Raw genomic sequence first — 12,596 nt, 5'->3', positions numbered from 1 at the left:
GCCCTGCCTTGGGGCAAAAGCCGTCCCTTCACCGATCAGACGACGCGGCGGACCTTGTTCTTGTGCGCGCCGACGCCGGGAGCGCCGCGCGGGCGGAACGTGCGCGGCTTGTTGTCGTCGCGCTCGCCACCGGGTGCACGAGCGGCGTCACCGGTCACCGGATTGCGGACCGGACCGCGCTCGCCATCGCGGCGATCGGGACGTTCGCTCACCTGATGCGGGCTGGCATCGCGCGGACGACCATCGCGGCCTTGCGCGCGGCCACCGTGGCTTGGGCCGCCGCGACCTTGTCCACCACGGCCCTGACCGCCGCGATCCTGACCGCCGCGACCATCACCGCTGCCGCCGCGCCCACCATTGCCGCGCTGGGCGCGGGCGTCGTGACGAGCGTCGCGTTCCTGCTCTTCCGGCTTGCGGCTGGGAGCGGGAAGCTTGGCGGCCTCGGCCATGAAGTTCTCGGGCAGCGGCATGGTGTCGACCTTCAGGCGGGTCAGACGCTCGATGTCCTTGAGGTAGGGCTTTTCGTCCGGCGCGCAGAAGCTCATCGCAATGCCGTCAGCGCCGGCACGCGCGGTGCGACCGATGCGGTGGACGTATTGTTCAGGCACGTTGGGCAGTTCGAAGTTGAACACGTGGCTCACGCCCGAAACGTCGATGCCGCGCGCGGCGATGTCGGTTGCGACCAGTACCGGGCACGAACCTTGGCGGAACGCTTCAAGCGCAGCCGTGCGCTGGGCCTGGCTCTTGTTGCCGTGAATGGCGCGCGCTTCGATCCCGGCCGAGGTCAGGTGGCGGACGACGCGGTCGGCGCCGTGCTTGGTGCGGGTGAACACCAGTGCCCGGTCGAGTTCCTTGGACGCCAGCAGGTTGCGGATGCGCAGCGTCAGCAGCGCCTGCTTTTCGGCCTGATTGACGAAAGTGACGTACTGCTCGACGCGCTCGGCGGTGGTCGAGTTGGGAGCAACTTCGACGCGCACCGGGTTGACGATGAACTGCTTGCCGAGGTCTTCAATGGCCTTGGGCATCGTCGCCGAGAAGAACAGGCTCTGGCGCGTCTTGGGCAGCAGGTTGGCCACGCGCTTGAGCGCATGGATGAAGCCGAGGTCCATCATCTGGTCGGCTTCGTCGAGCACGAAGATTTCGGTGCGGCTGAGCGTCAGCGCGCGCTGGTCGATCAGGTCGAGCAGGCGGCCCGGCGTGGCGACAAGGATGTCGATGCCTGGAACCAGACGGCGCGCCTGCTTGCCGACGGGAACGCCGCCGAACACGCAAGCCACCGAAATGCGCAGGTACTTGGCGTAACCTTCGATGTTGTCGGCAATCTGGGCGGCCAGTTCGCGCGTCGGCGAAAGGATCAGCATACGGCACGAGGCGGGCTTGCGCTCGATCGGATTGGCGGCAAGGCGGTGCAGCGAAGGCAGCGCGAACGCGGCGGTCTTGCCGGTGCCGGTCTGCGCGATGCCGAGCAGGTCGCGGCCTTCGAGCAGGGCGGGGATCGCCTGCTGCTGGATTGGCGTCGGGTCCGAATAGCCCTTGGCTTCGAGCGCGCGCAGAATGGGTTCGGCAAGGCCGAGATCAGAGAAAAATGACATGAGGATGCTTTCATAGGCACGTCTGGCGAAGGCCGACATGCGGGTTTGGTTCGCTGTGCGCACCAACCTGGAATCAGGAGACGCGCGGGGTCGATCGTGCGACCCATGCGTGAAAGGGGAAGCGGGCGGGGCAAAGAACCGTTCGTCCGGGGCAGGATTTGCGCACTGAATGCCAAATCTCACGCCAGCACCCGGATTGCAGCGCCATCAACCCGTAAGTTGCTCCGCCGCCGGTCTTGCTGCGGCGCACATAGGCTCGAGGCTCGATAAACGCAAGGAATTTCGCGGGAAGGCGGCTTGCCTGCCTCGCAGGCGGGGGTAAGAGGGCGCACGCGCAGTCATGGTGTGAGCCGCAATGGAGTGGATGAGATCGAGCCGACAAGTCCCTGCAACCGCATCTGCACGATCGATTCGGCGAGCGCGATCTGTCTGGGCTGTGCGCGCACGCTCGATGAAATTGCGGCTTGGCCGAGTGCCAGCACGGCGCAAAAGCACGCTATCCTTGCGCGCGTCGCGCAGCGTCAAAGCGTCAGCAGCAGATCCACATAGCCATAGCGTGCATTGCCGGTGGCAGGCGCATTTGGCGCATCGCGCAGCAAGCCGCGCTTGATCAGGACGGCCCCGCCGGTGTCGATCTGCAGCCGTCCGGGCACGATCCAGTGGCGCAGCCGTGCCTCGACCTGATGCCCCGCCAGTCGGCCCGAAGCCCCGCTCGCATCGCGGACCCCAGTGGACCCAAAGCTGTCGCGCGGGTTCTGCGCCCAGGCGCTGCGCAAGGCTATGAACGCGTCGGTGCGCTTCGACGGAGCAACTTCGAGGCGCAACGAGGGCGAAACGATATTCGCCCGGCTGAACGGGCCGTAAAGGCCATTCGGCCCGAATTCGAACCGGCGCGCGCCATAGAGAGTATCGAAGCGGCTGAATTTGCCCGCCTTGCCGCCATCGCCGCTCGCGGCATCGAACATGGCGACAAGTCGCGGTTTCCACGGGCCCGCGATGGTTCGGCCCAGTTCTGCATGGACGAACCATGCCGAGACGTCGAGATCGGCGGTGTCGATACTGGCTGTCGTCCTCCGAATCTTGCCGAACTGATAGGCAGCTTCGGCGTCGTGGTCCCATTTGCCCGCGGCAGGCGCGCGGAACAGGCGTGCGCCGACCGTGCCAAGGCGGCGGTTGCGGGTGAGACGGTCCGGGCTGTCGCGTTCAACCAGGCCATAGGCATAGGGCTGGACTACACCGCCCAGCAACCGGGGCAGGGTCGCCTGCGCGCCGAAGAACATCAGGTCGGTGCTTTCCTGATCCCATGCGACGCGGTCGGCGCGAATGCCGGCGGCGTCCTCGGGCAGGCGGATGTGCGGCATCGTCCAGAGCAAGTCGATCTTCTGCCCGCCGCTTGCGGTCCAGCCGAGATGGGCACCGGTAAAGGCGTTGGTGGTGCTGCGAAAGCGCTGGCGCGAAACCAGCCTGCGCCCGCCAAGGTCGAGCGTGAAGCGCCCGAGCGTGAGCAGGCCGTGCCCGCCGCTGCGCTTGCCGCCCAGTTCGACTTTCACGTTCGCCTGGACAAGTTCGAGCGCGTTGATCTCGTTCGCGTTTGCCGACGAGGCCTTGTCCTGCCCCCATGCCCGCGCGTCGATCACCTCGGCTGCAAAGCGCACCCGTCCGGCGTCGTACTCGGCCTCGACCGCCGTGCGCAGCGAGATCATCGTGTCGTCCGCTGCGGCATTCGGGCGAAACTGGCCTGCGATCGATTCGGTGCGAAGGCGTGCCGAGGCGGCGATGGTGAACGGACCGGGCGCAGGCTCTGCGGCTTTGGCGGCGTTCGCCGTCATACCCATGGCGAAAGCCGCAACGGCAGCGCGCGTGATCAACTCTTTCGCCTCCCTCGCGCTCCCGTCGTCGGGTGACGCACGCGGGCTTGCCTAGCCCGCACTTGCAGCATTGGCCATACCTGTCTAACGCGGGGCCACGTCACTTGGGGAGTAGCCACCGCTCGGCAGCGGTCCCATCCATCTAACGATGGCGCGTCAACATACTTGGCCGAGAGGCCATGGCGCAGGAGGCGGGGTTCGTAACCCGCCGGGTGAGACCAATGACGGCAGCTTTTCGTCCGGGCCGGGCGGGAGGGCTTGCCGTCGTTGGCCTGTTTCCCGTCCGGCCCCGGAAAATATGCCCATGCTCGAAGCCCTGACCACCTCCACGGCCATCGTCGCGCTCGCTGAAATCGGCGACAAGACGCAGCTGCTTGCCATCGTGCTGGCGACGCGATTCAAGAAGCCGCTGCCGATCGTCCTGGGCATCTTCGCCGCAACGGTTGCCAACCACTTCCTCGCCGCCCTTCTGGGCGCGACTGCCGCGTCCTTCCTCGACGGCATGTGGTTCCGTTTTGCCGTCGCGGTCGGCTTTGTCGCCATGGGCCTGTGGACGCTGGTGCCCGACAAACTCGACGATGATGATGCACCCAAGCCCTCGCGCTACGGCCCGTTCCTGACCACGCTCGTCGCGTTCTTCATCGTCGAGATGGGCGACAAGACCCAGATTGCCACGATTGCCCTTGGCGCGCGGTTCCACGATACGGTTGCGGTCACCATGGGCACCACGCTGGGCATGATGATCGCCAACGTGCCTGCCGTTTTCCTCGGGCAGGAACTGATCAAACGGGTGCCGCTCGACGTCGTCCGCATGATTGCCGCCGCGTTGCTGGTGGCGACAGGCGTCTGGCTGTTCATCCAGACGCTGGGCATCTGGTAAGGCTTTACCTGTTCGGTATTTGTTCTTATCCAGGTGGGATGAGCGAATCAGCACAAGCCGTGATCGAAGCCGCCGTTGAACGGGAGTCCCGCGCCGTCGCGCGCGGGATCTGCCGCTTGTTCGCGCGCAACGATATCTGGTGTCTGCCTGAAATGCCGCTGCGGTCGAACCGCCGGGCCGATCTGATGGGGATCGATGCCAAGGGTCAGGTCGTGATCGTGGAAATCAAGGTCAGCCGCGCCGACCTTCTGGGCGATGGCAAGTGGACCGATTATCTCGATCATTGCGACCGGTTCTACTGGGGCCTCGCCCCGCATCTTGACCGCGCTGTGCTGGAAACCGAGGATTTCCTGCCCCATGCCTGCGGGGTGATCGTGGCCGATGGTTATGACGCCGAAATCCTGCGCCCCGCACCGACGATTCCTCTGGCTGCGGCGCGGCGCAAGGCCGAGGTAGAGCGGCTAGCCCGCGCATCATTGCGGCGACAACTGGTGGGAATCGATCCGCACTGCGCTACCTGGGGCAATGGGGCTTAAGCGCGGCGCTTGATGCCCAGCGGAGGGATCAGCGCCAGCAGTGATGCGCGCGCCGTGACGAACTCTTGCCAAAGCGCAAGCGCAGCGGGCACCGGCGATTGCCCACGCGCCGAAACGGCGAGTAACGCCGCAATGCCCGGCTCCATGAACGCCGTCAGATCATCAACGCCCTGCTTGGCCAGGTCATAGCGCCAGCCGCCGGTATCGCGCATGATTGCAGGGAAATTGCGCACTTCGGGTTTGCGCATCTCGGGCTGCAGGCCTGCCAGCTGGCAAACCACGTTCGCCGCGTCCTGCAGCGCAGACCACGTCATCGACAACGCATTGCCCGAGGCATGGCCAAACTCCGCACGGCCTGCACCGGGTTTGGTCGAGGGCGGCGGCATGAGCGGCGAATCGCGGCCAGCAGAAAGAGGCGGTTGCATGAGTCGATTCTCTAGCCGCAAGCCGCCTACCAAATTGCTAAGCGACCCGTCAGCGGGACGCAGGCCGAAGGATTGCGCCCGCACAGGACCCCACAAAATCGCTGGCAAGGCCGCACCGGCGCTGCTAGGTGCCTCTCCGGCTCAGGCACCCGTAGCTCAGCTGGATAGAGTACTGCCCTCCGAAGGCAGGGGTCACAGGTTCGAATCCTGTCGGGTGCACCAGCTTTCTCACAAGACTTGAAACTGGCAGGTCGCCAAAGCGTCACGGCACACTTGGCAGCGCGCGGGATTCCGGCGATGAGCCGTGCGATGATGTCGCTGCTCTCCTGTCGCTCCGCCCGCACCCGCTCATCGGGAGGTCCAGCATGATAAGGCGCGTGTTCCGTCTGCTTGATCCCTTTGTGCTGGCGTTGATCGGCACTGTCATACTGGCAAGCCTGCTGCCCGCGCGCGGGGCATGGGTGCCGGTGGTGGACCGGGTGGCCGATGCCGGGATCGTGCTGCTGTTCTTCCTCCATGGGGCCAAGCTTTCGCGTGAAGCGATTGTCGCCGGCGCGCGCAACTGGCGGCTGCATCTGGCAACGCTGGCGGTAACCTTTGCGCTGTTTCCGCTGCTGGGCGCAGGGTTCGGCGCGATCCCGTTCCTGCCGCCGGAGTTTGCGGCGGGCCTGCTCTTCCTGACGCTGCTGCCTTCGACGGTGCAATCCTCGATCGCGTTCACCGCGATTGCGCGCGGCAATGTCGCGGCGGCGGTCTGCGCCGCGTCCTTCTCCAATCTCCTCGGCATTTTTCTGACGCCCGCGCTGGTCGCATTGCTGATGGGCGGATCGACCGGCGGCTTTTCATGGACCTCGGCCGAGACGATCGTGCTGCAACTGTTGCTGCCATTCGTCACCGGACATCTGCTGCGGCCATGGATCGGCGGCTTCGTGACACGCAACAAGGCGTGGCTGGGGCGCGTGGACCGGAGCACGATACTGCTGGTGGTCTATTCGGCGTTCGGCGCCGCCGTGGTTGAAGGTCTGTGGCAGCGCATCGCGCCCGGCAGCTTGCTGGTGCTGGCGGCGCTGTGCCTCGTCTTGCTGGCGATCATCATGGGCCTGACTTGGGCGCTGGGCCGCATGATGGGCCTATCGCGTGAGGACGCGGTGGTCCTGCTGTTCTGCGGCTCGAAAAAGAGCCTTGCGTCGGGGGTGCCGATGGCAGGCGTGCTGTTCCCGGCGGCGCAAGTGGGCATCATACTGTTGCCGGTGATGGTGTTCCACCAACTGCAGCTTATCGCCTGCGCGCTCATCGCGCCGAAGCTGGCTGGTCGGGCGGAAGAAGCTGACGAATAGCGCCACTGATAAGGTTCCCCGAAGGGAAGCATTGCGCTGGCAAATCTGTGCTGAAAAAGCGTCGAAACTGGAGCGGGCGAAGGGATTCGAACCCCGCTCGTAGCGGCTTGGCGCGGACGACACACTATTCAATATAAACCAGGCGAAATTCGCTGCGATACCGCCCGCGCCCGAAGGCAAGGGTAATGCCACTCCACACCGATCTCCCCGCACCATGCCAGCACGGCATTGCTGGTGAGCTCCGTGCCGTTGTCGCTGACTATCATCCCCGGCTTGCCGCGTTGTGCGATCAGCTCGGTCAACTCGCGCACGACACGACGGCCTGAGATCGAGGTGTCGGGCACCGCTGCCAGGCACTCCCTGGTTACGTCATCGACCACGTTGAGCACGCGGAATCGGCGACCGGAGGCCATCTGGTCGTGAACGAAGTCCAGGCTCCAGCGCTGGTTCAGCAGCGCCAGCACCGGAGCAGACGCTCTGGTCCCCACGGCCCTCCTGCGACTGCGCCGCCGCCTGACTGCCAGCCCTTCCTCCTGGTAGATACGTTGGGTCTTCTTGCGGTTGATCATCACGCCCTCCCGGCGCAGCAGAATGTGCAGACGGCGATAGCCGAACCGGCGACGCTGGTTGGCCAGCTCGCGCAGCTTAGAGGGTAATGCATACGCGCTTACCAACTCCTCGGTGGATGGATCGTCTGATCGTGAGCGTTTCCGCCAACCACCAAAGGGCGCGTTGCCGTTTTCCAGTGGTGATGCTTTAGGGGGCATCGGAGAAACGAAAAACGCGAAACATGCCTGATGCCGGTGGTCAACGCCGTTCTGGGCGGCGATGTGCGCAAGCTTTCAGGCGAGCTTGCTCGCATGCGCGAAATGGGTTTGAGCCCCGTGGGACTGGTCCTCGCGTTCGAACGGCGGGCCGCCCAGCTTGTGCAATTGGCGGCGCGCATGGGTGACCGCGGTGACGTCAACGCATTCATGGAACAGGAAACTTCTGCCAAGCGCGTGTTTTTCCGCGATCGGGCAGATCTTACGCAACAACTGCGGCGTTGGCGTGGCCCGCGACTGGTCAGGCTTACCGAAAGGTTAACTATGCTGCACCGCACACTAATTTCCGACAATCGCAACGGAGAATTGGTGCTGGCTCAAGGTCTTGCGGAAATCGCACGCGCTGCAGCGCGATAAAGCGTGGCGGGTATCCGCCGTTTCGAGTGCGGAATCTCACTCCGGGACAGCATTCTGCTTGCTATCACCAAAACGGTAGGTATTTTCCCGCAGTGCAAAATAATTGAGGGCGGTCGCGCCGGATTCGGAAATTCGGACCATATGCTCAGGTTGAACGGGGGCATTTTGGGCAATTCTAGGCGAAACGCGTGATGACCAAGCACGTACCCACTGGCGAGATGCGGCAATCGCAGGACCGGCGCAGGATAACGCTGCCGCTGGCCCCTCCGCTCGAACAGCGCAGGCTGCAGATCTACATCATGCTGTTGCTGCTGGACGGCGCTGCGATTATGGGCGGGTTGTGCACTGCCAGCTGGTTGTACCTGGGGCGCTTCCTGGAAGAGTCGTCGCTGCTGCACGGCCAGGTTCTGGTCCCGATCTACTGGACCATCGCGCTCAGCACCAAGGCCTATTCTCTTCAGGCACTGCGTCGGCCGACCTTTGCGCGAGCGCGATCGGCCCTGTCGCTGATCGGTGCGGAAAGCGCGCTTCTGTTCGTCGGTTTTGCCACCAAGAGCACAGACAATTTCTCGCGTGTTTCCGCGATGCTTGGGCTGGTCATGGCCATGCTGCTGCTGATCTGGATACGCTCGATGATGCGCCCGGTCATCCAGGGGCGCTGTGGCGCGGTCGGCATCAATGTGTTGCTGATCGATGATGGCGGCGCTGCGCTGCGAATTCCGCACGCCTATCATATCGATGCGCGTGAACATCACCTCGCGCCCGACCTTTCCGATCCGCACATGATGGACCGCCTCGGCCTCTACATGATGAACATGGACCGGGTCATGGTCAGTTGCCCGTCGGATCGACGCGGCGCGTGGGCGCTGGTGTTCAAGAGCGCCAATGTTTCCGGTGAGATCATCGACCCGGAAGTGAGCAATCTCGGCGTGATCGGCGCCAGACGCGAGCGTGATTTCGGCGCCTTGATCGTGGCCAGCGGCCCGCTGGGACTGCGGTCGCGCGCGCTGAAGCGCGCGCTCGATTTCGGATTGGCGGGGAGCGCCGTGCTTGCACTGGCGCCACTGCTGGCAATCGTCGCGCTGGCGATCAAGCTGCAGGACGGCGGTCCGGTACTGTTCGTGCAGAAGCGCACGGGACGAGGCAACCGGTTCTTCCCGATCTTCAAGTTCCGCTCGATGCGAGTCGAGAAGCTGGATTCGGCAGGCGCGCGCTCAGCCAGCAAGGACGACGACCGTATCACGCGCATTGGTCGCTTCATCCGCGGCACAAGCATCGACGAACTGCCTCAACTGTTCAACGTGTTGCGCGGAGAGATGTCGATCGTCGGCCCCCGGCCCCATGCCATCGGATCACTCGCGGGCGACAAGTTGTTCTGGGAAGTCGACCACCGCTATTGGCTGCGGCATTCTCTCAAGCCGGGCCTTACCGGCCTTGCCCAAGTACGCGGCCTGCGCGGTGCTACCGACACCGAAACCGACCTTGCCAACCGCCTTCAGGCCGACCTCGAATACCTCGATGGCTGGACGATCTGGCGCGATCTCAACATCATCATAAACACTGTGCGCGTGCTGGTTCACGACCGGGCGTTCTGAGCGCTTTGTTCTCCGCCCGCTTGACGTCAGCCCTTTGCCACTGGACATGGTCCTGCTGCGGGCAAGACGCGCAATCGTGCAATGCGATCTTTCCACGACCTGTGGGTGGGCGCGCGCAGAAATCCCAGCCAGTCGTTGGCGCCAAGACGCTCGAACAGGGTCAGACCACTTGCCTGGTCATAGCCGGCACATCCCATAAGTCTGAGGCCGTGTTCGTCAGCGGCATCTTCCATGTTGCGGCGCTTTGCGATGCCGCCGCCGCGACGGTCTCCGTTGATGACGTGCGCGAATTCGTGCCCCGCAGCGAGAGCGAGCTCATCATCGGTCCGGGCAAAGGCCAGCATCCCCGTCGAGATCGCGACGTTGCGCGTGTCGCTGTGCGCTTCGACGCCGCGATCGGTGAACAACACCAGCCGGATCGCGCAGTGCTGCACAGGCTTGAGTGGCAGCGTCATCAACACGCCGCCCCTGCGAATTTCAACCGCCACGACACTGCCAGCCTGAACGGCACCGATTTCGTCGAGCAAGGCGTCTGCTGCAAGTGCACTCGCGCCGCGCCGCGTAACGATGGCCCCGACCGGGTCGCTGCCGATCGAGACCAGTTCGTCGCCCGCGCGCACACCCGCCTGCTCGGCCGGCCCGCCTGTTGCCACGCCCACCACGACCGGCAATTCACTCAGGCCCACGGCGGACTGGAGCAGCGGCCAATCGCGCCGCGCGTAAGCACGGCGATCATCGATGGCGAGGCCAGCGTCGGAAATTTGGGCCGGGCAGCTGTTCCCGGCAGCCTCGCGCAACCGCCATTCGAGCGCAGCGACCCGCGCCAGGTCAGCTCGCAATCGCGCTGGCCATTCAAGCATGGCCTGCTGACCCGTGGCAGAGTTGCCTCCGGAGATACATGCCAAGGCCGCGACAAGCCCGAATGCGAAACGCGTGGGTCCGGCCATGTGCGTTTCACCGCACGCATTTGCGCCATTGTTAATAATCATATTGCATTGCACCATAATCGCCGAGTTGCTAGACCAACTTCAGTTCATTTCGGATTTTCCCGCAGCCATTCAGCACGGAACTGCAAGCACCTGATTTGACTGGTTCAATTTCCTTGTCGAGCCCCCTGATTCCAGGCGGCATGATTTCGCGTCAGGAGAATACATTTGAAGATTGCCATTCTCGGCCTCGGCTACGTGGGTTGCACCGCAGCAGGGTGTATTGCAAGTCAGGGGCATGAAGTTCTCGGAATCGACGTAAGTCCCGCCAAGGTGGAGACCCTCAATTCCGGCAAGTCACCGGTCTATGAGCCGGGATTGGACGATCTGATCAGCAAGGCCCGCGCGGAAGGGAGGCTCGAAGCCGTCACCGAAATCGGCGACAAGCTGGACGATTGCGATATCGCGATTGTCTGCGTCGGCACGCCAAGCGGCGTCGATGGCGCCCACAACATGAGCTACATCGTCCAGGTGACGCGGGCCATCGCCGCCTCGATCAAGCCCGACCGCAAGGGACCGCTGACCGTTGTCTATCGTTCTACCATGCGGCCCGGAACGACCGAGCAGATGATCCAGCCGATCTTCCGTTCGCTGCTGGGCGAGCGCTCGGACGACTTGGTCGAGTTGGTCTACAATCCCGAATTTTTGCGCGAAGCCACGGCGATCGACGATTACTTCAACCCGCCCAAGATCGTGCTTGGCACGATTGACGGCACGCCATCGGAAAAGATGGTTGCGCTGCACGAGGGGATTGAGGCACCGATCTTCCATGTCGGCATTCGCGAAGCCGAGATCACCAAGTTCGTCGACAACACCTGGCACGCCGTCAAGGTAGCGTTCGCTAACGAGGTTGGCCGGGTATGCCAGAACATCGGCATTTCTGCGCGGCAGGTCCACCAGATCTTCGTTTCCGACACCAAGCTCAATATCTCGCCTTATTACACCCGTCCCGGCGGACCGTTCGGTGGATCATGTCTGCCCAAGGACGTGCGCGGCCCTGCAGCATATTGCGGCCGATACCGGATCGCAGACGCATCTGTTCGACTCATTGCTGCGCAGCAATGACGCGCACAAGCATCACCAGTTTCTTCACGTGACCAAGGGCGTCGCGCCCGGCGGACGGGTCCTGCTGGTCGGGCTGGCATTCAAGGCCGACACCGACGACTTGCGTGAAAGCCCGGCGGTGGACATGGCGCGCAAGCTGCTCGATGCCGGATACGCGCTCGACATCTACGATCCGCAGCTGAAACCTGAGAGTCTCGTCGGGCAGAACCTTGGCTACGCTTATGCGATCCTGCCTTCGATCGACGGATTGCTGGTCGACAAGGCGACTGCCGAAACCCGCGACTATGCCGTCGTGGTATCGACTAACAGACTGATCAAAGACCTGACCTTGGCGCCGCCCGCATCGTCGACGTGAGCGCTATTGCATGACCATGCCGGTTGCAGCCGGGGACTTTGAGTTCCGACGGAAATTCCCGGCTCTCCGCTGGCAGGCAAGAAAGTCCTGATCGTGGTCGAAAACCTGCCTTTGCCGTTCGACCGGCGGGTGTGGCAGGAGGCGCGGACGCTCAAGGCGGCGGGCGCACTGGTTTCGATCATCTGCCCGACGGGCAAGGGCTACGAAAAGCGCTTCGAGGTCATCGACGGGATCGACATCCACCGCCACCCACTGCCGATTGAGGCAAGCGGAGCGCGGGCTTCCTGCTGGAATATGGCGCGGCGCTGTTCTGGGAAACGGTTCTGGCATGGAAGATCTACTTCACGCGCGGGATCGACGTGATCCAGGGCTGCAATCCGCCTGACCTGATCTTTCTGGTGGCGCTGCCGTTCAAGCTGCTGGGCGTGAAGTACATTTTCGACCACCACGACATCAATCCCGAGTTATACGAAGCCAAGTTCGACAAGCGCGGCTTCTTCTGGAAGCTGATGGTGCTGTTCGAGAAGCTGACGTTCAAGGCCGCAGACGTCTCGATGGCGACCAACCAGTCCTACCGCAAGATCGCGATCGAACGCGGCGGCATGGATCCGGACAAGGTTTCGTCGTGCGCTCGGGGCCGGACCTCAGCCGTCTGAAGCGCGTGCCCCCGGTCGAAAGCTGGAAGAACGGTCGGCGCTATCTTGTCGGCTATGTCGGCGTGATGGGCGATCAGGAAGGGATTGATCTGCTGATCGATTCGGTCGAGCATATCGTCC

General features: G+C 63.7%; 14 protein-coding genes, 1 tRNA gene and 1 pseudogene. 11 read left to right on the top strand and 5 right to left on the bottom strand.

The window, feature by feature from the left end; all coding sequences use genetic code 11:
• Positions 1-35 precede the first annotated feature (35 nt).
• Positions 36-1,592 (bottom strand): DEAD/DEAH box helicase, encoded by a 1,557-nt coding sequence (locus RM192_RS00080; protein WP_311505456.1) that lies wholly within the window; start codon positions 1,590-1,592, stop codon positions 36-38.
• A gap of 345 nt (positions 1,593-1,937) precedes the next feature.
• Between RM192_RS00080 and RM192_RS00075 the strand changes: the two genes are divergently transcribed.
• On the top strand, positions 1,938-2,141 hold the full coding sequence (locus tag RM192_RS00075; RefSeq protein ID WP_311505454.1) for a DUF1289 domain-containing protein: 204 nt from the start codon (positions 1,938-1,940) through the stop codon (positions 2,139-2,141).
• Here RM192_RS00075 and RM192_RS00070 read toward each other — a convergent pair.
• Positions 2,114-3,460, bottom strand: coding sequence for an alginate export family protein (locus RM192_RS00070; RefSeq protein ID WP_311505453.1), 1,347 nt, complete (start codon positions 3,458-3,460; stop codon positions 2,114-2,116). The two genes, RM192_RS00075 and RM192_RS00070, sit on opposite strands and share 28 nt — an antisense overlap.
• A gap of 304 nt (positions 3,461-3,764) precedes the next feature.
• Here RM192_RS00070 and RM192_RS00065 point away from each other — a divergent pair, with 304 nt between their 5' ends.
• Both RM192_RS00065 and RM192_RS00060 read left to right on the top strand, forming a co-directional pair.
• Complete coding sequence (locus RM192_RS00065; RefSeq protein WP_311505452.1) at positions 3,765-4,340, top strand: TMEM165/GDT1 family protein; 576 nt, start codon at positions 3,765-3,767, stop codon at positions 4,338-4,340.
• Positions 4,341-4,378: 38 nt separating this feature from the next.
• On the top strand, positions 4,379-4,876 hold the full coding sequence (locus RM192_RS00060) for an MmcB family DNA repair protein (protein WP_311505450.1): 498 nt from the start codon (positions 4,379-4,381) through the stop codon (positions 4,874-4,876).
• Here the strand turns inward: RM192_RS00060 and RM192_RS00055 are convergent.
• The gene (locus tag RM192_RS00055) at positions 4,873-5,301 is read right to left on the bottom strand and encodes a hypothetical protein (RefSeq protein WP_311505449.1); all 429 of its coding nucleotides are present in this window, start codon (positions 5,299-5,301) and stop codon (positions 4,873-4,875) included. The two genes, RM192_RS00060 and RM192_RS00055, sit on opposite strands and share 4 nt — an antisense overlap.
• A 145-nt stretch (positions 5,302-5,446) precedes the next feature.
• Here RM192_RS00055 and RM192_RS00050 point away from each other — a divergent pair.
• Positions 5,447-5,523 (top strand) — tRNA-Arg (locus tag RM192_RS00050).
• Between the two features lie 143 nt (positions 5,524-5,666).
• A complete protein-coding gene (locus RM192_RS00045) occupies positions 5,667-6,638 on the top strand; it encodes a bile acid:sodium symporter family protein (RefSeq protein ID WP_311505448.1) in 972 nt (323 codons plus the stop codon).
• Positions 6,639-6,820: 182 nt separating this feature from the next.
• Here the strand turns inward: RM192_RS00045 and RM192_RS00040 are convergent.
• Positions 6,821-7,297 (bottom strand): annotated as a pseudogene (locus tag RM192_RS00040) (DDE-type integrase/transposase/recombinase); the annotation flags it as partial.
• A gap of 138 nt (positions 7,298-7,435) precedes the next feature.
• Between RM192_RS00040 and RM192_RS00035 the strand changes: the two are divergent.
• Both RM192_RS00035 and RM192_RS00030 read left to right on the top strand, forming a co-directional pair.
• Positions 7,436-7,819 carry a hypothetical protein gene (locus RM192_RS00035; RefSeq protein ID WP_311505447.1) on the top strand — a complete coding sequence of 128 codons (384 nt, stop codon included), beginning with the start codon at positions 7,436-7,438 and terminating at the stop codon, positions 7,817-7,819.
• Between the two features lie 191 nt (positions 7,820-8,010).
• Positions 8,011-9,414 (top strand): sugar transferase, encoded by a 1,404-nt coding sequence (locus RM192_RS00030; protein ID WP_311505446.1) that lies wholly within the window; start codon positions 8,011-8,013, stop codon positions 9,412-9,414.
• A gap of 26 nt (positions 9,415-9,440) precedes the next feature.
• On the opposite strand, the gene RM192_RS00025 is transcribed toward RM192_RS00030, so the two are convergent.
• Positions 9,441-10,361: a PDZ domain-containing protein gene (locus RM192_RS00025; RefSeq protein WP_311505445.1), complete on the bottom strand. Its 921-nt coding sequence runs from the start codon at positions 10,359-10,361 to the stop codon at positions 9,441-9,443.
• Between the two features lie 207 nt (positions 10,362-10,568).
• Here RM192_RS00025 and RM192_RS00020 point away from each other — a divergent pair, with 207 nt between their 5' ends.
• The 4 genes from RM192_RS00020 to RM192_RS00005 all read left to right on the top strand — a co-directional run bounded on the left by RM192_RS00020 (position 10,569) and on the right by RM192_RS00005 (position 12,476).
• Positions 10,569-11,465, top strand: a complete 897-nt coding sequence (locus tag RM192_RS00020) for a nucleotide sugar dehydrogenase (RefSeq protein WP_311505444.1) — start codon at positions 10,569-10,571, stop codon at positions 11,463-11,465.
• A complete protein-coding gene (locus RM192_RS00015; RefSeq protein WP_311505442.1) occupies positions 11,449-11,820 on the top strand; it encodes a UDP binding domain-containing protein in 372 nt (123 codons plus the stop codon). The genes RM192_RS00020 and RM192_RS00015 overlap by 17 nt, the downstream gene beginning before the upstream one ends.
• 93 nt (positions 11,821-11,913) lie before the next feature.
• The gene (locus RM192_RS00010; protein ID WP_311505441.1) at positions 11,914-12,183 is read left to right on the top strand and encodes a glycosyltransferase; all 270 of its coding nucleotides are present in this window, start codon (positions 11,914-11,916) and stop codon (positions 12,181-12,183) included.
• On the top strand, positions 12,180-12,476 hold the full coding sequence (locus RM192_RS00005) for a hypothetical protein (protein ID WP_311505440.1): 297 nt from the start codon (positions 12,180-12,182) through the stop codon (positions 12,474-12,476). The genes RM192_RS00010 and RM192_RS00005 overlap by 4 nt, the downstream gene beginning before the upstream one ends.
• Positions 12,477-12,596 lie beyond the last annotated feature (120 nt).

Origin of the sequence: Novosphingobium sp. MMS21-SN21R, assembly GCF_031846015.1 — a bacterium.
GTDB lineage: Bacteria > Pseudomonadota > Alphaproteobacteria > Sphingomonadales > Sphingomonadaceae > Novosphingobium.
Note: the sequence above shows the minus strand (reverse complement) of the source record. Positions and strands in the feature narration are given on the sequence as shown.